Raw genomic sequence first — 21986 nt, 5'->3', positions numbered from 1 at the left:
TTGAAAGGACGAGTTTTCCCATGGAAATCTCAGGAAGCACCGCTTTTTATGCCGGTCTGAGCACCCTTCAGACAGGTCAGAACCGCGCCGATCAAGCCGCCGGGCAGATCGCCAACTTGACGATCGAGCGTTCGGTCACCAGCCAGTCCTCCGCGGCGCAGGTCGATCGTCTGCGATCGGTTGATCGCAGCCAGCAATCGGACCTGAGCAGCAACGTGGTCGAAATGGCCCAAGGCAAGATTCAGGCGGAGCTGGGCGTGAAAGTCGCCAAGGCAGCCGACGAAGTGCTCGGGACGTTGATCGATACCTACGCTTGATTCTTAAAATAATCCGCACCCTCCAGCGCCGCGCCTGTTCGCGGCGTTTTTCTGCGTAAGTCTTTCTTGCTCAACTAATCTTTTCAGTGTGGCGGGCTGCTTCGAAAGCGCGGCTGCGCTGTCGTGTGCCCGTGTGCCCAAACCTGCAATGACGAACGGCAAAAGATCGACGCTTGACAAGATTTGGGCGTAAACGTATGTTTCAAACAACTGTTTGATCGCAACAACAAATCCATGCGGTCGTTCATTCCCGGTTACATCAGCAGAGGTTTATCGCTATGCCTGACTACAAGGCCCCCTTGCGTGATATTCGCTTCGTTCGTGACGAGCTGCTCGGCTACGAAGCGCACTATCAGAGCCTTCCGGCTTGTGCCGACGCAACTCCGGACATGGTTGACGCCATTCTCGAGGAAGGCGCCAAGTTTTGTGAGCAGGTACTGGCTCCGCTGAACCGCGTGGGCGACATCGAGGGTTGCACCTGGAGCGAGTCCGGCGTCAAGACCCCGACTGGCTTCAAGGAAGCCTACAAGCAATTCGTCGAAGGTGGCTGGCCAAGCCTTGCTCACGACGTAGAACACGGCGGCCAAGGCCTGCCGGAGTCCCTGGGTCTGGCCATCAGCGAAATGGTTGGCGAGTCCAACTGGTCGTGGGGCATGTATCCAGGCCTGTCGCACGGTGCGATGAACACCATCTCCGAGCACGGCACCCCTGAGCAGCAAGAGGCTTACCTGACCAAGCTGGTTTCCGGCGAGTGGACCGGCACCATGTGCCTGACCGAACCGCATTGCGGCACCGACCTTGGCATGCTGCGCACCAAGGCCGAGCCTCAGGCCGACGGTTCCTACAAAGTCTCCGGCACCAAGATCTTCATCTCGGCCGGTGAACACGACATGGCCGACAACATCGTCCACATCGTACTGGCCCGCCTGCCGGATGCACCGGCTGGCACCAAAGGCATCTCCCTGTTCATCGTGCCGAAGTTCATGCCGAACGCCGATGGTTCGGTTGGCGCGCGTAACGCCGTGTCCTGCGGTTCCCTGGAACACAAGATGGGCATCCACGGCAACGCCACCTGCGTGATGAACTTCGACGGCGCTACCGGTTTCCTGATCGGCCCGGCGAACAAAGGCCTGAACTGCATGTTCACCTTCATGAACACCGCACGTCTGGGTACCGCGCTGCAAGGCCTGGCCCACGCCGAAGTCGGTTTCCAGGGCGGCCTGAAATACGCTCGCGACCGTCTGCAAATGCGCTCGCTGACTGGCCCGAAAGCGCCGGACAAAGCCGCTGACCCGATCATCGTGCACCCTGACGTACGCCGCATGCTGTTGACCATGAAGGCATTCGCCGAAGGCAACCGTGCGATGGTTTACTTCACCGCCAAGCAGGTCGACATCGTCAAGTACGGTGTGGATGAAGAAGAGAAGAAGAAAGCCGATGCATTGCTGGCTTTCATGACGCCAATCGCCAAAGCCTTCATGACCGAAGTCGGTTTTGAATCGGCCAACCACGGCGTGCAGATCTACGGCGGTCACGGCTTCATCGCCGAGTGGGGCATGGAGCAGAACGTCCGCGACAGCCGCATCTCGATGCTGTACGAAGGCACCACCGGTATCCAGGCACTCGACCTGCTGGGCCGTAAAGTACTGATGACCCAAGGCGAGGCTCTGAAAGGCTTCACCAAGATCGTCCACAAATTCTGCCAGACCAACGAAGGCAACGAAGCGGTCCAAGAGTTCGTCGCTCCGCTGGCTGCACTGAACAAGGAGTGGGGCGAGCTGACCATGAAGGTCGGTATGGCCGCCATGAAAGATCGCGAAGAAGTCGGCGCGGCCTCCGTGGACTACCTGATGTACTCCGGTTACGCCTGCCTGGCCTACTTCTGGGCTGACATGGCGCGCCTGGCTGCCGAGAAACTGGCTGCCGGCACTTCCGAAGAGGCGTTCTACACCGCCAAGCTGCAGACTGCGCGTTTCTACTTCCAGCGCATCCTGCCGCGTACCCGCACTCACGTCGCAACCATGCTGTCGGGCGCCAACAACCTGATGGACATGAAAGAAGAGAACTTCGACCTGGGCTACTAAGCCTTAACGAAGCACTTGAAAAAGCCGCTGCTCCTTCGGGAACAGCGGCTTTTTTTGCTTTAAGGTTGCCGGTGGAAAAATGTTTGTAACGCCCTTTGAAAAATACCTCAGTAATTCACTCAGCAACTCGGACTTTCTGCCGTTACAGTGGTTGGCACATTGCCATCTATTGAACTGACGGGTCGGAGCTTTACCCTTGCTGCGTTCTTCCGCTGTGCGTTTCAGCCATTTCCTGCCGTCATTACTGCTGTTGCTGGCGGGGCTTGCGGCTGCATACATCAAGGATCTGAACGTCTTCTTCACATCGCTGTTCAACGTGCTGCCCACCCTGGTGTTGTTGCTCGGTGGCGCCTATTGCGCGGTGTACCGACGCCAGCGTGAACTGTTTCTGATGGTCACGGTGTACATCGCCTACTTCCTGCTCGACACCCAGACCGACTATTACCGCGACAACGGCAAGGTGCGTGACGATGCCGCCGTGGTCTTTCATTTGTGTTGCCTGCTGCTGCCGCTGCTGTTTGGCGTGTTCGCGGCGTGGCAGGAGCGTACCCATCTGTTTCAGGACATGGTGGCGCGCTTCGCGGTGTTGCTCGCAGTCGGCAGCGTGGCGCTGGGGCTTGAGCAAAGTTATCCACACGCGCTGCTGATCTGGCTGTCGGAGATTCGCTGGCCTGCCTTGCATGGCGCCTGGATGAGCCTGATCCAGTTGTCCTATCCGGTGTTCATTGCGGCGTTCCTGCTGCTGGCCTGGCAATACTGGCGCAACCCGCGACCGCTGCATGCCGCGCAATGGGTGGGGCTGCTCGGGTTGTTCTGGATGTTGCCGAAAACCTTCATCCTGCCGTTCACGCTGAACATCATGTGCAGCCAGGTGATGCTGATGATCGCCGCCGCCGTTGCCCACGAAGCCTATCAAATGGCCTTCCGCGACGAACTGACCGGGCTGCCGGGCCGTCGTGCGCTGAATGAACGCATGCAACGGTTGGGGCGCAACTACGTGTTGGCCATGAGCGACGTCGACCACTTCAAGAAATTCAACGATACCCACGGCCACGACGTCGGCGACCAGGTGCTGCGGCTGGTGGCCAGCAAGCTGTCGAAAATCGGCGGTGGCGGTAAGGCGTATCGCTATGGCGGCGAGGAATTTGCCCTGGTGTTTGCAGGCAAGACCCTCGAAGAATGCATGCCGCATCTTGAGGTCATCCGCGAGTCCATCGCCACTTACAACATTCAATTGCGAAACCAGGAAAATCGTCCGCAGGACGATAGTCAGGGACGCCAGCGGCGTGCCGGTTCCGGTGCGTCGAGTGTGTCGGTGACAGTCAGTATCGGCGTTGCCGAACGGATCGATCAACGCACCACCGAAGAGGTGCTCAAGTCCGCTGACCAGGCGCTCTACAGTGCCAAGGGCGCCGGGCGCAACTGCGTGATGGCGTACGGGCAGAACCGCCGTGGCGCCGTGCGTATGGACGCTGCCATGGTTGAGTGATGATGGCGCATTCAGCGAGCGCAAAGTGATTGTGAGGCGTGGTCGGCAGCAGTAGGTTGGAGAAATCTGCCGACGGAGAATGACCATGCCCGAGTACAAAGCTCCCTTGCGCGACATGCGCTTTCTGATCGACCACGTCTTCGACTTTCACAGTAACTACGCCGCGCTGGGGGCCACCGATGCCAGCCCGGACATGGTCGATGCGATCCTCGAAGAAGGGGCGAAGTTCTGCGAAAACGTGCTGTCGCCGCTCAACCGCAGTGGCGATGAAGAAGGCTGCCATTTCGACAATGGCGTGGTCACCACGCCCGCGGGCTTCAAGCAGGCATTCGCCCAATATGTCGAAGGCGGCTGGCATGGCCTGGCGGCGGATCCGCTTTACGGCGGTCAAGGGTTGCCGATCTCTCTGGGCCTGGTGATCAGCGAGATGGTGGGTTCCAGCAACACCTCATGGGGCATGTACCCCGGCCTGACCCACGGTGCGATGTCGGCGATCCACGCCCATGGCACCGAGGCGCAAAAGCAGACCTATTTGAAGAAGCTCACCGCTGGCCAATGGACCGGCACCATGTGCCTGACCGAGGCCCATTGCGGCACTGACCTTGGCATCATCAAGACCCGAGCCGTGCCTGCGGCCGATGGCAGTTACGCGATCTCCGGCAGCAAGATCTTCATCTCCGCCGGCGAGCACGACATGAGCGCCAACATCATTCACCTGGTGCTGGCCAAATTGCCGGACGCACCGGCCGGGACCAAGGGCATTTCGCTGTTCATCGTGCCCAAGTTCCTGCCCGATGCGACGGGCGAAGCGGGCGAGCGCAACGGCGTGTCCTGCGGCTCGATCGAACACAAAATGGGCATCAAGGCCTCGGCCACCTGCGTGCTGAACTTCGACGAGGCCAAGGGCTTCTTGATCGGCGAGCCGAACAAGGGCCTCAACTGCATGTTCACCATGATGAACCACGCGCGGCTGGGCACTGGCATGCAAGGGCTGTGTCTGGGGGAGGCGAGCTTCCAGGGCGCGATCAGATACGCCAACGACCGTTTGCAGATGCGCTCGCTGACCGGCCCGAAAGCGCCGGAAAAAGCCGCCGACCCGATCATCGTGCACCCTGATGTGCGGCGGATGCTGCTGACTATGAAAGCCTTCAACGAAGGCAACCGCGCGCTGACCTACTTCACCGCGCAGTTGCTCGACGTTGCACACCTGAGCCCGGATGAAACGGCGCGCCAGCACGCCGAAGACCTGTTGGCGTTCCTCACGCCGATCTGCAAAGCCTTCATGACCGACACCGGGCTGGAGGTGACCAACCATGGCATGCAGGTGTTTGGCGGCCACGGCTTCATTCGCGAGTGGGGCATGGAGCAACTGGTCCGTGACTGTCGGATCGCGCCGATCTATGAGGGCACCAACGGCATTCAGGCGCTGGACTTGCTCGGGCGCAAGGTACTCGGCAGCCAGGGCAAGCTGCTGCGCGGGTTCACCAAAATCGTCCACAAGTTCTGCGCGGCGAACGCCGAGCATCCACAACTGGCCGGGTATGTGGTGCAACTCAATCAACTGAACCAGCAGTGGGGTGAATTGACCACCAAGGTCGGCATGGCGGCGATGAAAAACCCGGACGAAGTCGGTGCCGCGTCGGTGGATTACCTGATGTACAGCGGTTACATCATCCTTGGCTACCTGTGGTTGCGCATGGCGCTGGTGGCTCAGGCGCAGCTCGATGCTGGCAGCGGCGATGGCGACTTCTGCCGGGGCAAACTGGCGACCAACGAGTTTTACTTCAAGCGTCTGTTGCCACGCACTGCCGCTCATCGGGCGGCCATAGAGGCGGGTAGCGATTGCCTGATGCAACTGCCGGCGGAGTTGTTTGCGCTTTAGTCATATAAATCCGTTACAAAGAAGCTCGCCTTGCGCGGGCTTTTTTGTCGATGACTAAAAATAACAAAACGGTCACGAGTTGACCCTATGTGTCGCAAAAGTTGTTGAGGTACACTCCGGCCCAACGAAAACACTCTTCCTGTGAATCACCTGTATAGATCTTGCGAGGTTTGCCATGGCTGACTACAAAGCGCCCCTGCGCGATATGCGCTTCGTCCTCAATGAAGTTTTCGAGGTCGCCAAACTCTGGGCCGATCTGCCTGCATTGGCTGAAACCGTGGATGCAGAAACGGTCGAAGCCATCCTTGAAGAAGCCGGCAAGGTCACCAGCAAAAGCATCGCACCGCTGAGCCGTGCTGCTGATGAAGAAGGTTGCCATTGGGCGGACGGTGCCGTCACCACACCGGCAGGTTTCCCACAGGCCTATCAGACCTACGCTGAAGGCGGCTGGGTCGGTGTCGGTGGCGATCCATCCTACGGCGGCATGGGCATGCCCAAAGCCGTTTCGGCCCAGGTCGAAGAAATGGTCAACTCCGCCAGCCTGTCGTTCGGCTTGTACCCGATGCTGACCGCTGGCGCTTGCCTGTCGATCAGCGCCCACGCCAGCGAAGAGCTGAAAGCCGCGTACCTGCCGAATATGTACGCCGGCATCTGGGCCGGTTCCATGTGCCTGACCGAGCCACACGCTGGTACTGACCTTGGGATCATCCGTACCAAGGCCGAGCCTCAGGCCGACGGTTCCTACAAGGTCAGCGGCACCAAGATCTTCATCACCGGTGGTGAACACGACCTGACCGAAAACATCATCCACCTGGTGCTGGCCAAGTTGCCGGATGCACCGGCGGGTCCGAAAGGCATTTCGCTGTTCCTGGTGCCGAAGTTCATGGTCAATGCCGATGGCAGCCTGGGCGCGCGCAACCCGGCCAACTGCGGTTCGATCGAGCACAAGATGGGCATTCAGGCGTCCGCGACCTGCGTGATGAACTTCGATGAAGCCGTGGGTTACCTGGTCGGCGAGCCGAACAAAGGCCTGGCGGCGATGTTTACCATGATGAACTACGAGCGTCTGGGCGTCGGCATCCAGGGCCTGGCCACTGGCGAGCGCTCGTACCAGAACGCCGTGGAATACGCCCGCGACCGTCTGCAAAGCCGTTCGCCAACCGGCGCGCAGAACAAGGACAAAGTGGCTGACCCGATCATCGTCCACCCGGACGTGCGTCGCATGCTGCTGACCATGAAAGCCTCGAACGAAGGTGGTCGTGCGTTCTCCACCTACGTGGCGATGCAACTGGACACCGCCAAGTTCAGCGAAGACGCCGCCACCCGCAAGCGCGCGGAAGACCTGGTGGCATTGCTGACCCCGGTGGCCAAGGCGTTCCTGACCGACCTCGGCCTGGAAACCACGGTACACGGCCAGCAAGTCTTTGGCGGCCACGGTTACATCCGTGAGTGGGGTCAGGAGCAACTGGTGCGTGACGTGCGCATCACCCAGATCTACGAAGGCACCAACGGCATTCAGGCGCTGGACCTGGTCGGGCGCAAGATCGTGGGTAGCGGCGGGGCGTTCTACAACCTGTTCGCCGACGAGATTCGCCACTTCACGGCGACCGCCAGCGCGGACCTCGCCGAGTTCACCAAGCCGCTGAACGACGCCGTGACCACCCTCGATGAACTGACCGCGTGGTTGCTTGACCGTGCGAAGAGCAATCCGAACGAAATCGGTGCGGCGTCGGTCGAGTATCTGCAAGCGTTTGGTTACACGGCCTACGCCTACATGTGGGCTCTGATGGCCAAGGCGGCTTTCGGCAAGGAAGCGCAGGACGATTTCTACGCCAGCAAACTGGGCACGGCGCGGTTCTATTTCGCCCGCCTGCTGCCGCGCATTCACTCATTGAGCGCGTCGGTGAAGGCCGGTAGCGAATCGTTGTTCCTGCTGGATGCAGGACAATTCTGATGAAGTAACGTTATGTAAGCATTCTCTTACATAACGTGCTGCTGTTCTCCCATAGATGCAAATTGGATCCAGAGCTAATCTACTTCTCATGGACGTAGCGCAGGAAGCGCAAAGCAACAACAGGGACACGTAGGATTCTGCCAGGACGGCGGAGTGAAATGGATGTCAGGGAAACAGTCTGCAAAGCCCCGCTTCGGCGGGGTTTTCTTTTGCCTGAAGAAAAGTTTTCAGCTTGCCCCATCCAGCGCCTGCGCGCTGTTCAAGTGCCCATCCGGGCCGTTTATCACCTCTTCCAGCAATGTCCGCAGCAATGCCAGCGAGGCCTGCTGCCGTTGCACATCCCGGCACACCAAACCGACTTTCAGCGGCACTCGGGGTTCGCTCAGGGGCTTCCACAGCAATTCGTGGTTGCCATGGGTCTTTTGCGAGCGTCCGGGTAGCACCGTCGCCAGGCGCGTGTGCGGCAGGCTGTCGAGGATGCCGGCCATGTTGTTCAATTCGGCTTGCACCTGTGGGCGACGTCCGAGGCTTGTCAGCTGTGTCTGCCAGATCTGCCTTATCTGAAATTCCTCGCCCAGCAGCAACATCGGCAGTTCGGCGGCCTGACTTATGGACACTTTCTTGAATTCACGCAGCGGATGCTCTGCCGGGATGACCAGGGTCAGTTCATCTTCGTACAGCATCACGCCATGCAAGCCAGGCTGGCGGGGCGGCAGATAGCCGATGCCGATATCCAGAGAACCGTTGAGCAGTCGCCGCTCGATTTCCAGCCCGGTCAGTTCATAGATCTGCACCACCAGATGCGGCTGCGCCTTGCGTACCCGTTCGAGCATCTGCGGAACGAGGCTGGTATGCACCGTCTGCAAAACACCGATGGCCAGGGTGCGTAGCGCCTGCCCCTTGAAGTTGCCGAGCGCTTCCCGTGCCCGTTGCAGGCCATCGAGCAAAGGCAGGGCGTGGTTGTACAGCGTATGGGCCGCGAGGGTCGGCAACAGGCGTTTGCTGCTGCGCTCGAACAGGCTCACCTCGAGGTTTTGTTCGAGGTGACGAATTTGCTGGGACAGCGCCGGCTGGGAGATGGACAGGCGCTCGGCGGCACGGCCCACGTGGCCTTCTTCATAGACCGCGACGAAATAACGCAGTTGCTTGAAATCCATAACTAATACTTATCGAAAATGCTGGGAAATCGAAATGGCTGAATGCCTCGCCTGAGCCTAGTCTAACCGCATTCACAGGGCGTACAGGGCCACAGAGCGCGATGAATACCCTTTGCTTCGATGGCATTTACATAGGCAAGGCAAAAAACCTCAAAAGGGCTTTTTTCAGATGAACCTGTTCAACCTGCGCCGCAGTCCTCCCAGTCTTGATGATCTGGTCATGGACGCCTCCCGGCCATCCCAAGGCGTTAACCTTTCCAGCGAGTACTTGATGCCCAGTGTCGAGCGGCCGAAACAGGTGTTTGTGCGTGGTCAGGGTTCATGGTTGTGGGACAGCGAGGATCGTGCGTACCTGGATTTTTCCCAGGGTGGCGGGGTCAACAGCCTTGGTCATAGTCCTTCGGTTCTGGTCAACGCAATCACTGCCCAGGCTCAGTCGCTGATCAATCCGGGCTTCGGCCTGCATAACCGCGGCATGCTCAGCCTCGCCGAACATCTGTGTGCCAGCACCGGCAGTGATCAGGCCTACCTGCTCAATACCGGCAGCGAAGCCTGTGAGGCAGCGATCAAACTGGCGCGCAAATGGGGTCAACAGCATCGCGGCGGTGCATCGCGAATCATTGTGGCCAACAACGGATGCCATGGCCGGAGCCTGGCGACGATTTCGGCGTCGGACAGTTCGACATTGATCAACCGATTCGAGCCGCAATTGCCAGGCTTCAGTCGTGTTCCGTTCAATGACCTGCCAGCGTTGCATGCGGCCGTGGATGAACGGACCGTAGCGATCATGCTCGAGCCGATCCAGAGCGAAGCCGGAGTGATCCCGGCCACCGCGCACTACCTCAAGGGCGTCGAACGCTTGTGTCGTGAACTCGGCATTTTGCTGATCCTTGACGAGGTGCAAACCGGCATCGGCCGTTGCGGCGCCTTGCTCGCGGAACAGTCCTGCGGCGTCACGGCGGATATCGTCGTGCTCGGCAAAGGCCTGGGCGGCGGTGTGCCATTGGCCGCGCTGCTGGCGCGGGGCAAGGCTTGCTGTTTCGACATTGGCGAGGTGACAGGCACTCATCACGGTAATGCGTTGATGACGGCGGCTGGACTTGCGGTGCTCGATACGGTGCAGGACAAGGCTTTCCTCAAGCACGTCGCAGAAGCCGGTCAACACCTGCGTGAAGGGTTGGAGCGTCTGGCCCATCGTTACGATCACGGCGAGTTGCGCGGACAAGGGCTGCTTTGGGGGCTGACGCTGTCGGACGACTCCGCTGACGCAGTGGTCAAGGCCGCACTGTACGAAGGCTTGCTGCTCAATGCCCCGCAACCCGACTGCCTGCGCTTTACCCCTGCGCTGAATGTCAGCAACGCCAACATCGATGAAATGCTCCTGCGCCTGGCGCGCGCCTTCTCCCGAGTACGCACCGCGCAATTGCAGTGCCGCAAAGGGATTGCCGTCTGATCAGACGCGCCCTGCACACATTCCAGAACCGTCTCGCGGTAATACGCACGCCCCACGTCCGACACTTTTGGCGTGGGGCGTTTTTTTGTCTGCGAAACTCAACGAAGGGGCGGGGCTTGGGAGTAGAGTGACTGAACCCTGACAAACGGCACAGGTCGATTAGCTGTAGGGCTCGAACGAGTCCACCCCCAATCAGGAGCTATCCCATGGACTTTATTCGCATCATCATCGCCATCCTGCTGCCGCCACTGGGTGTGTTTCTGCAAGTAGGATTCGCCGGGGCGTTCTGGCTGAATATTCTGCTGACGTTGTGCGGTTACATTCCGGGGATCGTGCATGCGGTGTACATCATCGCCAAGCGCTGAGTTGAGCGTCGGCGGGTCGGCCGCCTTCGCGAGCAGGCTCTCTCCCACAGGATTTGTGCACGCCACAGAACCTGTGGGAGCGGCGGTGCGGCGATCCGACTTGCCCGCGAAGGCGGCGCCACCGTTTCGGCAATGAACGCAGGCTTCAGTCCACTGAATCCATCACCCGCCGATAAAACAACCACTCCTGCTCCAGCGCATGGGCCTGATTACCGGCCTTGCGAAAGCCATGGCGTTCGTCCGCGTAGTAATGCGCTTCGACCAGGATGCCGTTGTCCTGCAGTGCCGTGACCATGTCGCGGGTCTGCTGCGGGACGACCACGGCATCCAGTTCTCCTTGAAAGAAGATCATCGGCACGCGGATGTTGCCGGCATGCAGCAGCGGCGTACGTGCGGTGTAGCGTTCGGCATCCAGTTGCGGATCACCGATCAGCCAATCCAGATAGTCGCTTTCGAATTTGTGGGTCGCGCGCCCCAGCGCCACCGGGTCGCTGACCCCATACAGACTGGCGCCGGCGCGGAACACGTTGTGAAAGGCCAAAGCGCAAAGGGTGGTGTAGCCGCCGGCGCTGCCGCCGCGAATGAACGCCTGGTCGCCGTCGATCAAGCCGCGGTCGTTGAGGTAACTGACCACGGCGCAGGCGTCTTGCACATCCACATCGCCCCAACTCAGGTGCAGTGCCTGGCGATAGGCCCGGCCATAACCGCTGCTGCCGCGATAGTTGAGGTCGGCCACGGCGAAGCCCCGCTGTGCCCAGTACTGGATACGCGGATCGAGCATCGGGTAGCACGCCGAGGTCGGGCCACCATGGATGAACACCACCAATGGCGGTTTCGCCGCGCCGGTCATCGCCGGGTAGAAGAAGCCATGTGCTTCGCCTGAGCCACTTGGGTAGCGCAAGGTTTGCGGGCGGCTGATCTGTTCGGGGGGAAGCGGCGTGATGCCGCCAGCCAGCACTTGCACTTGCCGGCTCTGGCGGTCGATGGCGATGACGGCGGTTGAACTGACGGGCGACGCGGCGATGCAATAGATGAACTGCTCATCCATGGCGAGATGGCGGAAGCGGCTGTAGTCGCCGGTGAAGTCGACGCTGGAATTGCCGCGTATGCCTAATCGACCAAACCCGCCCTCGGTCCAACTGGCCAGATAACTGTCGTCGCTCAGCGGCAACCAGGTGCTGCCACCGAGTTGCCAGGGCGCGGGACCATGGTCGGCGCTGGCACTTGGTAATGGACTCAGGCCTTTTTCAGATTCTTTCCATGGCTGCCAGTAACCCGCGCGATCCGTCAGGCAATGCAAGCGACCGTTGGCATCAAACCTCGGTTGTTGCACAGACTCTTGAACGCCGTCGCCCGCCACACAACGAGCCTCGGCAAAGCCGCCGCTGGCGAGGCATTCGGCAACCATCAAGCGGGTCGCTGTCCATGGCTGATCCGGGCGACTCCATTCGATCCAGGCCAGGCGCCGGGTGTCAGGGCTCAGCGTTGGTGCCGCGTAGAAATCGGCACCTTCGGCCAGCAGGTGACGTGCGCCATTGAGCAAATCGATTGCCACCAGTCGGTGTTGATTGCGATGCTCCTCGACCGCCAGCACTTGCCCGTTGGCGAACTGTAAATCGCCATAACGGCACGCACCGGACGTCAGCCTTTCGGGCGCTTCGCCTTGTAGTGATTGTCGATACAACTGCTGGTCGGCCTCGTTGACGAAAACGATGCCGTCATCCGTCAGACAAAACGCGCCGCCGCCATATTCGTACACCCGACTGCGCGCGCTGAACCCCGGTGGCGTCAGGCTTTTCGCTGTACCGTCGCGCCAATGCCAGATCCGGCACGCCGCGTCTTCGGGGCGGTACTCGTTCCAGAACAGGCCCTGCCGACCGACCTGCAGTTCGGCAAAGTCGATACCGGCGGCCACGGCTTTGGCAGCGCTGAAAGGTTCAGCTTTTGGCGATGAGGCGTGAGTTTCGTTCATTGCGAAAGGCCAGTTGGTCGATGGTCTGAGTGGCGTTCTCGGCTTCTTCGCGGGCCTTGAGGATCACGCCGTGTTGTGGCGACTTGCTGCACACCGGGTCGGCGTTGCTGGCATCGCCGGTGAGCATGAACGCCTGGCAGCGGCAGCCGCCGAAGTCTTTTTCTTTCTCGTCACAGGAGCGGCACGGCTCGGGCATCCAGTCGTAGCCACGAAAGCGGTTGAAGCCGAACGAGTCGTACCAGATGTGCTGCATGCTGTGGTCGCGCACGTTGGGAAACTGCACCGGCATCTGTCGGGCACCGTGGCAGGGCAGGGCGGTTCCGTCTGGCGTGACCGTCAGAAAAATACTGCCCCAGCCATTCATGCAGGCTTTCGGGCGTTCTTCGTAATAGTCCGGCGTGACGAAAATCAGCTTGCACGGATGCCCTTCGGCTTCCAGTTTGGCGCGGTATTCGTTGGTAATGCGTTCGGCGCGCACCAACTGCTCTTTGGTCGGTAATAACCCAACGCGATTGAGTTGCGCCCAGCCGTAGAACTGGCACGTGGCGAGCTCGACGAAGTCTGCTTCCAGGGCGATGCACAGCTCGATGATGCGGTCGATCTGGTCGATATTGTGCCGATGGGTGACGAAGTTCAGCACCATCGGATAGCCGTGGGCCTTCACCGCCCGGGCCATTTCAAGTTTCTGCGCGAAGGCCTTTTTCGAACCGGCCAGCAGATTGTTCACCTGCTCGTCGCTGGCCTGGAAACTGATCTGGATGTGATCGAGACCGGCCTTCTTGAAGTCGCTGATTTTCTGCTCGGTGAGGCCGATGCCGGAGGTGATCAGGTTGGTGTAGAAACCCAATTTTCGGGCTTCGGCAATCAGCTCGGCGAGGTCCTGACGCACCAGCGGTTCGCCACCGGAAAAGCCCAGTTGCGCGGCACCCATTTCCCGCGCTTCGCGAAATACCTTGATCCACTGCTCGGTGCTCAGCTCTTTGCCTTGCTCGGCGAAATCCAGCGGATTGGAGCAGTACGGACATTGCAGCGGGCAGCGATAGGTCAGCTCGGCCAGCAGCCACAGCGGCAGGCCGATCTCGGGTTTGGGCGGTACTTGCACCGATGAATCAGGCAAGTTCGATCCAGTGCTGCGCACGGGCAACCTCCATGAATTGCTCGATGTCGTCACCGAGCTCGGGCACGCCGGGGAACTGTCGGTCGAGCTCACTGATGATGGCCGCGACATCCCGCTCACCGTCAATCAAACCGCCGATCAGCGCGGCACTTTCGTTGAGCTTGATCATGCCTTCCGGGTACAGCAGCACATGGCCTTTTTGCGCCGGTTCGTACTGGAAGCGGTAGCCAGGACGCCAGGTCGGGGTCTTGCTGCGATCGAAACTCATAAGGTGATTCCTTTGTGCCAGACCCGTTCCCCGGTCACGCTGTGATACGGCGGGCGTTTCAGTTCGTAGGCCATGCTCATGGCATCGAGCATGCTCCAAAGAATGTCCAGTTTGAACTGGAGAATTTCCAGCATGCGCTCCTGGCCTTCACGGGTGGTGTAGTGCTGCAGCGTGATCGCCAGGCCATGCTCGACATCACGCCGTGCCTGGCCCAGGCGCGTGCGGAAATACTCGTAGCCGGCCGGGTCGATCCATGGGTAATGCTGGGGCCAGCTGTCCAGGCGCGATTGATGGATCTGCGGGGCGAACAGTTCGGTCAGCGAGCTGCTCGCGGCTTCCTGCCAACTGGCGCGGCGGGCGAAATTGACATAGGCGTCCACGGCGAAGCGTACGCCGGGCAGCACCAGCTCCTGGGAGCGCAACTGGTCCGGGTCAAGACCCACGGCCTGGCCCAAGCGCAGCCAGGCTTCGATGCCGCCGTCTTCACCGGGCGCACCGTCGTGGTCGAGCAGGCGCTGAATCCACTCGCGGCGGATTTCGCGATCAGGGCAGTTAGCGAGGATCGCCGCGTCCTTCAGGGGGATGTTCACCTGATAGTAGAAACGGTTGGCGACCCAGCCCTGGATCTGTTCGCGGCTTGCCCGGCCCTCATACATCGCCACGTGATAGGGGTGATGGATGTGGTAATAGGCGCCCTTGGCGCGCAGGGCCGCTTCGAATTCGGCGGGGGACATTGGGGTGTCGGTCATTGCGGTTCTCCGGTGTACAACCGTTGAAATCTTGGGTGTCTGGTCGGACGTCTTCGCGGCGGTGCGGCGATCCGACAAGCCCGCTCCCACAGGGTTACGCAGTCAACTGTGGGAGCGAGCTTGCTCGCGATAGGGCCATCCGCTACAACACAATACTCATGCCGTCATACGCCACCTCAACCTGGCGCCGATCCAGCTCCGCGCGCTCCGGCGAATCTTCATCGAGAATCGGGTTGGTGTTGTTGATGTGGATAAGTACTTTGCGCTGGTTGGGCAATTGCTCAAGCACTTCGAGCATGCCGCCGGGGCCGTTCTGCGCCAGGTGTCCCATCTCCCGGCCGGTGCGGGTACCCACGCCGCGCCGCTGCATTTCATCGTCATCCCACAAGGTTCCATCGACCAGCAGGCAATCGCTGCCGGCCATGATTTCCAGAAGCGGCACATCGACCTTGCCCAGGCCCGGTGCGTAGAACAGTTTTCCGCCTGTATTGAGGTCTTCGACGATCAGGCCGATGTTGTCGCCCGGATGCGGGTCGAAGCGATGCGGTGAGTAGGGTGGTGCGGCACTGCGCAAAGGCAGCGGGGTGAAGCGCAGGTTCGGGCAGGCCGCTACGCTGAAGCTCTGGTCGAGCTCGATGCGGTTCCAGGTCAGCCCGCCATTCCAGTGGTTGAGCATGGTGAACAGCGGAAAACCGGTGCTCAGGTCTTCGTGGACCATGTCGGTGCACCAGACCTGATGCGGGCACCCTTCGCGCAGCATAAGCAGGCCGGTGGTGTGGTCGATCTGGCTGTCCATCAGGATGATCGCGCCGATCCCGGTATCGCGCAGGGCGCGGCCCGGTTGCATCGGGGCGAAGCTCTGGAGTTGGGCGCGAATGTCCGGGGAGGTGTTGCACAGCACCCAGTTCACGCCGTCATCGGAAATCGCGATGGACGATTGCGTCCGCGCCTTGGCCCGCAGGCTGCCGTTGCGAAAGCCCGCGCAGTTCACGCAGTTGCAGTTCCACTGGGGGAAGCCACCGCCAGCAGCGGAACCTAGAATCTGGACAAACATGGACGCTCCATCATTTCAACGCTGAAAATAAAACGCCTCGGATAACCGAGGCGTTGTGCTGCATCTCTGCCAAAGCTGAGATTAGCGGCTTGCGAAGTACATGGTGACTTCAAAGCCAATACGCAGGTCGGTGTAGGCAGGTTTGGTCCAGGCCATAAATTGAACTCCTTCAGGTAGGGTGGGATAGCGCTATCTATAGGTATAGTCCACCTCAAGTCAGAGATGTTCCAGATAGTTAGGTTGCTATGTTACTCAAAATTTCAAAGAAATTGCCCGTGAAACTTTGAGAAAGCTCCTTGCAGCCCCGGTAATGATCATTTTGCCGCTTGCCATGGCGCGCCTGGTACAGCGCTGTTGGCCAGACATCGCCAGCCGCCTTCGGCCTGATTCAGGCGTTGGGCCGCGGCCAGTAGAGCGGTCCGGTCAGTGCGCACAATGGCCTCGGGCAATTGCGTCAGATAATCCGACGAACGGCTGGCCAGCTTGCCCTGCCAGAGCAGTTCGGCCGCTTGACCCATGGTGAGCGCAGCGCTGGAAAACTGATCCGCCAGGGTTTGGCGTTGAGCGTTGAAGGTGGTGTCGTCGAGCGCGTGGATCAGCTCCGGCAATCGATTCAAGAATTGCTTGATGTGTTGCAGCAACTCCACCGGCGCAACGCTTGGCGATTGCACACCGAACAGCAACCCGGTTTGGCCGTGAATCTGCCGCAGGGCACTGAACACCGCATAGCCGAGTTGCAGTTCCACCCGCAGGCGTTGGTAGAACGGTGTCTGGCAGACATGCGCGAGCAAACGCCACGCGGCTTCGTCGGCCATTTCCTGAGTGGCTGTCGGACAGAACAGCAGCAACGCGTGCTCGCTGGAGGCGGTATCGACAGTGCTCCACAGATGCTGTGAAAGGATCGAGGAGGGCGGCGTCAGTTGATTGTCCGGCGTGCCGGGTATGCGGCTCAAGGCCAGGCCCATGGCAGCTTGAGTCTGAGGCGATAACCCGATGGCCAGCCCATCCCATCGCGCACTCGACCAGAGTTGCTGCACGTCGTTCGAGTTCGCGGTGTGCCCGAGGCAGTGATCGGGCAATGCCTTGAGCAGTTGTCGAATCGGTATCAAAGCAACGCTGGTCGATTCGGCTTGTGAGACAACGGCATCAGGTTTTGTCAGTTCTTTCAGCGCATGCTCCAGGACGCTGGGCATCGGCTCCTGTAGCCCGTTCAGTTTGAGCAGCCATTCGTTGCCCGACGCACTGAAGGAAAAATCCACACCGGCCTGACGTGCGTCTTCGCGTAACGGTTGCAGGTGGTTTTCCAGCCGTGATTGAAGGTGGCTGCCGGGAGCCGAGTCCAGGCGCCAGCGCAGATAAATCGCACCTTCAGCACCGTTGTCCGGCCATGCCTGGCTGAATTGCATCGGCGAATGTTCACGACGGCTGCGCGAACGGTCCTGGGCAAAAGTACGCAGGCCACGGTGGGCGCTGGTCTGACCGCGAATCAATCCGGCGTTGGGGGCCGGTGCCTCGGAGCGCAAGAACGGGTTGGGTGCCGGCAATTGCCATGGCCCACTGAAGTTATCCACAGCGCCGATCTGTTGAAGGATTTTCTTGAGGTCTGTAACACCCCGTTCGGATAACCCGATTTCGCGTTGTTCGCTGTCCAGTCGGGCCAGTTGCAAGGCGCTACTGATTTGCTGCTGGCGTTGGAGCAGGGTGGCGTACTCTTCGCGCAATCGGTTCCAGTCTTGCTCGGCAAAGAAACCGAGCCAGTCCAGCAGGCGTTCGCGGATGCCTGTTGCCGAGTCTGCGGTGGGCAGGGTGAATTCGATATGCAGCAAGGCTTGCCCGGCGAACTGGTACAGCGGCTGGGCTTTCAGGTGATCGGCCAGCCCGCGCTCACGCAGGTCTGCCAACAAGCCGCCGGGTTTTGCCAGGTTCAGCCAGTGGCACAGGAATGCCAACGCTTCGGCAGAGTTGTCAGGCAGTGTTTCGAGGGCAAACAGCAGGTCCAGACGTCGTTCGTCAGCCTGTTGATAACTTTTATCCGGCGCATCCATCAGCGGTATCGGCGCTTGTTGCGTGACTGTTTCGCCTTTGGCAATGACACTGCCAAAGGCTTCGGCCATCGCCTTCAATTCATCGAGGCTCTGCGGCCCGGCCAGGCTCAAGGTCATTTGCCCAGTCTGGTAAAACCGCTGATAAAAATCCCGCAACGCCTGCTGAAACTCGGGTTGTTGCAGCGGCAGACTGTCGCGATTGCCGGCATGAAAACCCCGCAATGGATGAGCCTCGCCAAGCCCGCTGAACAACGCAAACTGCTGCCGCGCTGCGGCATCCTGCGACCAGGCGACAAACTCCGCCTGCAACACTTCCCGTTCCCGCTGCTGGTCGTCCGGATTCATACGCGGATGGGCGAGCATGTCTGACAGACGCTCCAGTCCACTGGCAAACGCCTGGGGCGGCAGTTCGAAAAAGTAGTCCGTGGTGCGTTCGCTGGTTCGCGCGTTTACCTGCCCGCCATGACTCTGGACGTAGGCCATCAACCCTTGCCCGGCGGGAAAACGCTCGGTGCCGAGAAACAGCAGATGCTCAAGAAAGTGCGCAAGGCCAGGCCACGCCAGCGGCACGTCATGGCTACCCGCGGCGACCCGTAACGCCGCCGCGCAACGCTTCAAATTCGGGGCATGACGCAGCGTCACCCGCAGGCCGTTGGCCAGGGTTTCAGTGTGGGGGCGAAGGGGATTCAGCGCGGGCATGGGCACTTCCAGAACAGTGAAGTGCCAATGCTAGCGGATAACGATGGATCAGCGCTTGTTCAGGTCGCCGTAAAGCTCGGGACGACGATCGATCAGGTAGCGATTGGCGGCGCGGGAGTCGACCATCAACTGACGATCCAGCTCACCGACAATCAATGCTTCATCAAGGCCTGCCTGAGCAATACGGCTGCCATCCGGCGCGGCAATGCTGCTCTGACCACAGTAGTGGATATCGCCTTCATGGCCGCAGTAGTTGGCGTAAGCCACATAGCATTGGTTTTCGAAGGCGCGGGAGCGCACGGTGACGTCGGCGACGAAATCGAACGGAATCATGTTGGCAGTCGGCACCAGAATCAGCTCGGCGCCGGCCAGGGCCAGACGCCGGGCGTTTTCCGGAAACTCCAGGTCGTAGCAAATCAGGAACCCGAGCTTCCAGCCGTTGAGCTCAACGATGGGAAACTCGTCGGAACCTGCACTGAACATCGAGTGATCCAGATCACCGAACAGATGGGTCTTGCGGTAGTTGCAGATGCGCTCGCCGTTAGAGTCGATCAACTGTACGGCGTTGTAGATCTGCCCGTCGTCGGTGCGCTCGGGATAGCCATACAAAATGGCGATCCCGGCAGCCTTGGCAATGCGCGCAATCTGCTGCGCCGATTCACCGTTATGCACTTCCGCCAGCACGCTGACGGCATCGACGCCGATGTTGTAGCCGGTCAGGAACATCTCCGGCAGCACCAGCAGATCGGCGCCTTTTGCCTCCAGCGCAAGCTGCTGCAAGCGTTGCAGGTTGCCGGCGACATCCAGGGGCAGCGGTGGACATTGGTAAAGGGCTACGCGCATTTCGGATTCCTCTTACTCAGGCAGGGCGATCGGTCCGATCTCGTTGAACACATCTCCTGGACCCGGATTCTCGGCATGAGTTGCACCGCCAAAGTGTTTCATGATGCCCCACACCGCGTTGAGCGAGGTCTGTACCGCGCCCTCAACCCAGGCCGGCGTCCACGAAACGTCGTCACCGGCGATGAAGATCCCGCGCTGTTCGGCGGGCATGTCGTCCTGCATGAAGTGCGCGTACATGCGCTGGTTATAGCGGTAGTGGCCGGGCAGGGCGCCTTTGAACGCGCCGAGGAAATGCGGGTCGGCTTCCCACGAAACGGTGATCGGGTCGCCGATGATCCGCGCAGCGATGTCGACTTTCGGGTAGATCTTCTTCAACGCATCCAATGCCAGCTTCACGCGTTTTTCCACCGGCTGCGGCAGCATTTTCAGCGCGTCGCTCATCCACGAGTACGACAGGCAGATCACCCCCGGCTTGTCGTCGCCGTTGTCGAACAGATAGGTGCCACGGGTCAGGCGGTCGGTGAGGGTCATGCTCATCAAGTCGCGGCCGGTTTCCGGATCCTTGTCCTTCCAGAACGGGCGGTCGACCATCACGAAAGTTTTCGACGACTGCATGTAGCGGGTGCGGTCCAAAGCCATCCACATCTTTTGCGAGAACAGGGTTTCGTCGCATTCGATCTGGGTGGTCAGCAGCCAGCTCTGGCAGGTGGTCAGCACCGCGGCGTATTCGCGGGTGTCGCCCCAGTTGTCGGTGACGGCGAAACGGCCGTTCGGCGCGTGGGCAATTTTCTTCACGCCAGTGCGCGGTGCGCCGTTGTGCAGCGAGCTGAGGCTGGTGCCGGCCGGCCAGTGCGCGCAACGCACCGGCACATGGCGCCAGATGCCCTGCGGCACCTGTTCCACGCCGCCGACCACCAGGTGCTGGTGATCGTCGCAGTTGGTCATCACCACGCGGAAGATTTCCAGCATCGAATTCGGGAAGTCCGAGTCCCAGCCGCCGGTACCGAAACCGACCTGGCCGAACACTTCACGGTGATGGAACGAGAGCTTGGCGAAGGCCTTGGAGGTGGCGACGAAATCGTAGAAGGTGCGGTCGTCCCACAACGGAACCAGGGTGTTCCACAGCTCTTTCAGACGTGGCACATCACGATCACGGATGGCTTGCTGGATATCGGAGAACTGCGAACCGGCTTCCAGGGCATCGGCCCAGGCGTCAGCCACTTCCTGGAACAGCGCAGGAAGGTCCGACAGCTTCTGTGCGTAATGGGTCTGGCCTTCGAGGTCGATCACCGTGCTGCCCGACGCGGGTGTCAGCGGGTTAGGGAAAGGTTTGGTTTCCAGGCCGAGCTTGTCGACGTAGTGATAAAACGCGGTGGACGACACCGGGAAGCGCATCCCGCCCAGTTCGGCAACGATGCCTTCGGCGCCATTGAACGCCTGGGAGCGCAGGCGGCCACCCATTTTCGAGGCTTCGTAGACGACCGGTTTCAGGCCCAGCTTCATCAGCTCATACGCCGCTACCAGGCCGGCAATCCCGCCGCCGACAATCGCCACTTCGGCACCGTGATTATGCTCAGGAATGCTGCCCAGCCCGGCCGGATGCTCGATCCAGTCGTCGAAGGCGAAAGGAAAGTCCGGGCCGAAAATGGTGACTGGTTTCTTACCGTCTGCAGGATGGCGATTGTTCTTGTTCATGGCTGACCTTGCTGGCGACCCGACGCGGAATGCGCATCTGAGTATAGGAAAAGATGCCAGCCATTCTAGAGAGCACAGAACACGTTAATAAGACGCAAAGTGTCGTCATTTTGCTATTTAACTGGTCAATATGACGATCTAGATATGCATGCTGACCACTGTGGGAGCGGGCTTGCTCGCGAATGCGCTGTATCAGTCGCTAGTGGAGTCGACTGACACGACGCATTCGCGAGCAAGCCCGCTCCCACATTAGATGGTGTTCAAACCGGCTGCCCCCGATCAATCTTGCTACTCAAGATGATCGACGTAGTGGTTTTCTCCACCCCATCCACACTGCCAATCTGATCCAGCAACTGATCCAGCTGTTCCGGCGAATCGGTGCGCAACCACGCCACATAATCAAATTCGCCACTCACCGCACACAACTGCTGCACCTGCGCCATCGCACTCAGTCGGCGCAAAACCTCTTTACCGGAACGCGGTTGCACGGTTATCCCCACATACGCCTGCAACCCGCCATCCACCACCCGCTGCCCGAGGCGCACGCCGTAACCGGTGATCACCTTGGCCTTTTCCAGCCGCGCCAGGCGCGAAGTGACGGTGGTACGGGCGATGCCCAGTTGCCGGGCGAGCATGGCCACGCTCTCGCGGGCGTTGATCTGCAGGGCGGCAATCAATTGGCGGTCGATTTCATCGAGAACGGGGGGGCGAGTGTCGGGCAACGGCGTGGCTCCAGAGGCGTGAATCAATGGTCCAGCATGTTACAGGCTCGTTGGACGCGACGCTTGTGGCCGAAAGAGAGTGGGCAATCGACTAAGATTGATGCAGTCGAGGGTGAGAGGC

18 protein-coding genes are annotated in these 21986 nt (G+C 60.2%); 7 read left to right on the top strand and 11 right to left on the bottom strand.

Features of this window, described 5'->3' with window-relative positions; all coding sequences use genetic code 11:
- Nucleotides 1–20: 20 nt before the first annotated feature.
- From AC3IT6_RS26745 to AC3IT6_RS26725, 5 genes are all read left to right on the top strand, one after another.
- Nucleotides 21–317, top strand: coding sequence for a pyrroloquinoline quinone biosynthesis protein PqqE (locus tag AC3IT6_RS26745; RefSeq protein WP_489353624.1), 297 nt, complete (start codon nucleotides 21–23; stop codon nucleotides 315–317).
- 278 nt (nucleotides 318–595) lie between these two features.
- The gene (locus tag AC3IT6_RS26740; RefSeq protein WP_008051571.1) at nucleotides 596–2401 is read left to right on the top strand and encodes a phenylacyl-CoA dehydrogenase; all 1806 of its coding nucleotides are present in this window, start codon (nucleotides 596–598) and stop codon (nucleotides 2399–2401) included.
- A gap of 196 nt (nucleotides 2402–2597) precedes the next feature.
- Nucleotides 2598–3890 carry a GGDEF domain-containing protein gene (locus tag AC3IT6_RS26735; RefSeq protein WP_489353623.1) on the top strand — a complete coding sequence of 431 codons (1293 nt, stop codon included), beginning with the start codon at nucleotides 2598–2600 and terminating at the stop codon, nucleotides 3888–3890.
- An 85-nt stretch (nucleotides 3891–3975) separates the two neighbouring features.
- The gene (locus AC3IT6_RS26730; RefSeq protein WP_489353622.1) at nucleotides 3976–5772 is read left to right on the top strand and encodes an acyl-CoA dehydrogenase C-terminal domain-containing protein; all 1797 of its coding nucleotides are present in this window, start codon (nucleotides 3976–3978) and stop codon (nucleotides 5770–5772) included.
- A gap of 175 nt (nucleotides 5773–5947) precedes the next feature.
- A complete protein-coding gene (locus tag AC3IT6_RS26725) occupies nucleotides 5948–7726 on the top strand; it encodes an acyl-CoA dehydrogenase C-terminal domain-containing protein (RefSeq protein ID WP_489353621.1) in 1779 nt (592 codons plus the stop codon).
- Between the two features lie 227 nt (nucleotides 7727–7953).
- On the opposite strand, the gene AC3IT6_RS26720 is transcribed toward AC3IT6_RS26725, so the two are convergent.
- A complete protein-coding gene (locus tag AC3IT6_RS26720; protein ID WP_489353620.1) occupies nucleotides 7954–8883 on the bottom strand; it encodes a LysR family transcriptional regulator in 930 nt (309 codons plus the stop codon).
- Between the two features lie 169 nt (nucleotides 8884–9052).
- Here AC3IT6_RS26720 and AC3IT6_RS26715 point away from each other — a divergent pair, with 169 nt between their 5' ends.
- Both AC3IT6_RS26715 and AC3IT6_RS26710 read left to right on the top strand, forming a co-directional pair.
- Entirely contained in the window at nucleotides 9053–10336 is a 1284-nt protein-coding gene (locus AC3IT6_RS26715) for an aspartate aminotransferase family protein (RefSeq protein ID WP_489353619.1), read from the top strand.
- Nucleotides 10337–10542: 206 nt separating this feature from the next.
- The gene (locus AC3IT6_RS26710; protein ID WP_007904205.1) at nucleotides 10543–10701 is read left to right on the top strand and encodes a YqaE/Pmp3 family membrane protein; all 159 of its coding nucleotides are present in this window, start codon (nucleotides 10543–10545) and stop codon (nucleotides 10699–10701) included.
- A 145-nt stretch (nucleotides 10702–10846) separates the two neighbouring features.
- On the opposite strand, the gene AC3IT6_RS26705 is transcribed toward AC3IT6_RS26710, so the two are convergent.
- The 10 genes from AC3IT6_RS26705 to AC3IT6_RS26660 form a co-directional block, all read right to left on the bottom strand.
- Nucleotides 10847–12673: a S9 family peptidase gene (locus AC3IT6_RS26705; protein ID WP_489353618.1), complete on the bottom strand. Its 1827-nt coding sequence runs from the start codon at nucleotides 12671–12673 to the stop codon at nucleotides 10847–10849.
- Complete coding sequence (gene pqqE / locus AC3IT6_RS26700) at nucleotides 12639–13775, bottom strand: pyrroloquinoline quinone biosynthesis protein PqqE (protein ID WP_489356682.1); 1137 nt, start codon at nucleotides 13773–13775, stop codon at nucleotides 12639–12641. Before pqqE ends, AC3IT6_RS26705 begins: the two co-directional genes overlap by 35 nt.
- 7 nt (nucleotides 13776–13782) lie before the next feature.
- Nucleotides 13783–14058: a pyrroloquinoline quinone biosynthesis peptide chaperone PqqD gene (gene pqqD, locus AC3IT6_RS26695; RefSeq protein WP_489353617.1), complete on the bottom strand. Its 276-nt coding sequence runs from the start codon at nucleotides 14056–14058 to the stop codon at nucleotides 13783–13785.
- Nucleotides 14055–14807 carry a pyrroloquinoline-quinone synthase PqqC gene (pqqC, locus tag AC3IT6_RS26690; protein WP_008051584.1) on the bottom strand — a complete coding sequence of 251 codons (753 nt, stop codon included), beginning with the start codon at nucleotides 14805–14807 and terminating at the stop codon, nucleotides 14055–14057. The genes pqqD and pqqC overlap by 4 nt, the downstream gene beginning before the upstream one ends.
- A 142-nt stretch (nucleotides 14808–14949) precedes the next feature.
- Nucleotides 14950–15861, bottom strand: a complete 912-nt coding sequence (gene pqqB / locus AC3IT6_RS26685) for a pyrroloquinoline quinone biosynthesis protein PqqB (protein ID WP_489353616.1) — start codon at nucleotides 15859–15861, stop codon at nucleotides 14950–14952.
- Between the two features lie 81 nt (nucleotides 15862–15942).
- The gene (gene pqqA, locus AC3IT6_RS26680) at nucleotides 15943–16017 is read right to left on the bottom strand and encodes a pyrroloquinoline quinone precursor peptide PqqA (RefSeq protein WP_003444522.1); all 75 of its coding nucleotides are present in this window, start codon (nucleotides 16015–16017) and stop codon (nucleotides 15943–15945) included.
- 158 nt (nucleotides 16018–16175) lie between these two features.
- Nucleotides 16176–18605 (bottom strand): pyrroloquinoline quinone biosynthesis protein PqqF, encoded by a 2430-nt coding sequence (pqqF, locus tag AC3IT6_RS26675; protein ID WP_489353615.1) that lies wholly within the window; start codon nucleotides 18603–18605, stop codon nucleotides 16176–16178.
- Between the two features lie 48 nt (nucleotides 18606–18653).
- Nucleotides 18654–19448 carry a carbon-nitrogen hydrolase family protein gene (locus AC3IT6_RS26670; protein WP_489353614.1) on the bottom strand — a complete coding sequence of 265 codons (795 nt, stop codon included), beginning with the start codon at nucleotides 19446–19448 and terminating at the stop codon, nucleotides 18654–18656.
- A gap of 12 nt (nucleotides 19449–19460) precedes the next feature.
- Nucleotides 19461–21143 (bottom strand): flavin monoamine oxidase family protein, encoded by a 1683-nt coding sequence (locus AC3IT6_RS26665; protein WP_489353613.1) that lies wholly within the window; start codon nucleotides 21141–21143, stop codon nucleotides 19461–19463.
- 260 nt (nucleotides 21144–21403) lie between these two features.
- Nucleotides 21404–21865 (bottom strand): Lrp/AsnC family transcriptional regulator, encoded by a 462-nt coding sequence (locus AC3IT6_RS26660; protein ID WP_007980298.1) that lies wholly within the window; start codon nucleotides 21863–21865, stop codon nucleotides 21404–21406.
- Nucleotides 21866–21986 lie beyond the last annotated feature (121 nt).

The sequence above is a fragment of the Pseudomonas sp. KH_017 genome, assembly GCF_057840285.1.
The sequence above is the reverse complement of the archived record's forward strand: the minus strand, read 5'-3'. Positions and strand labels throughout refer to the sequence as shown.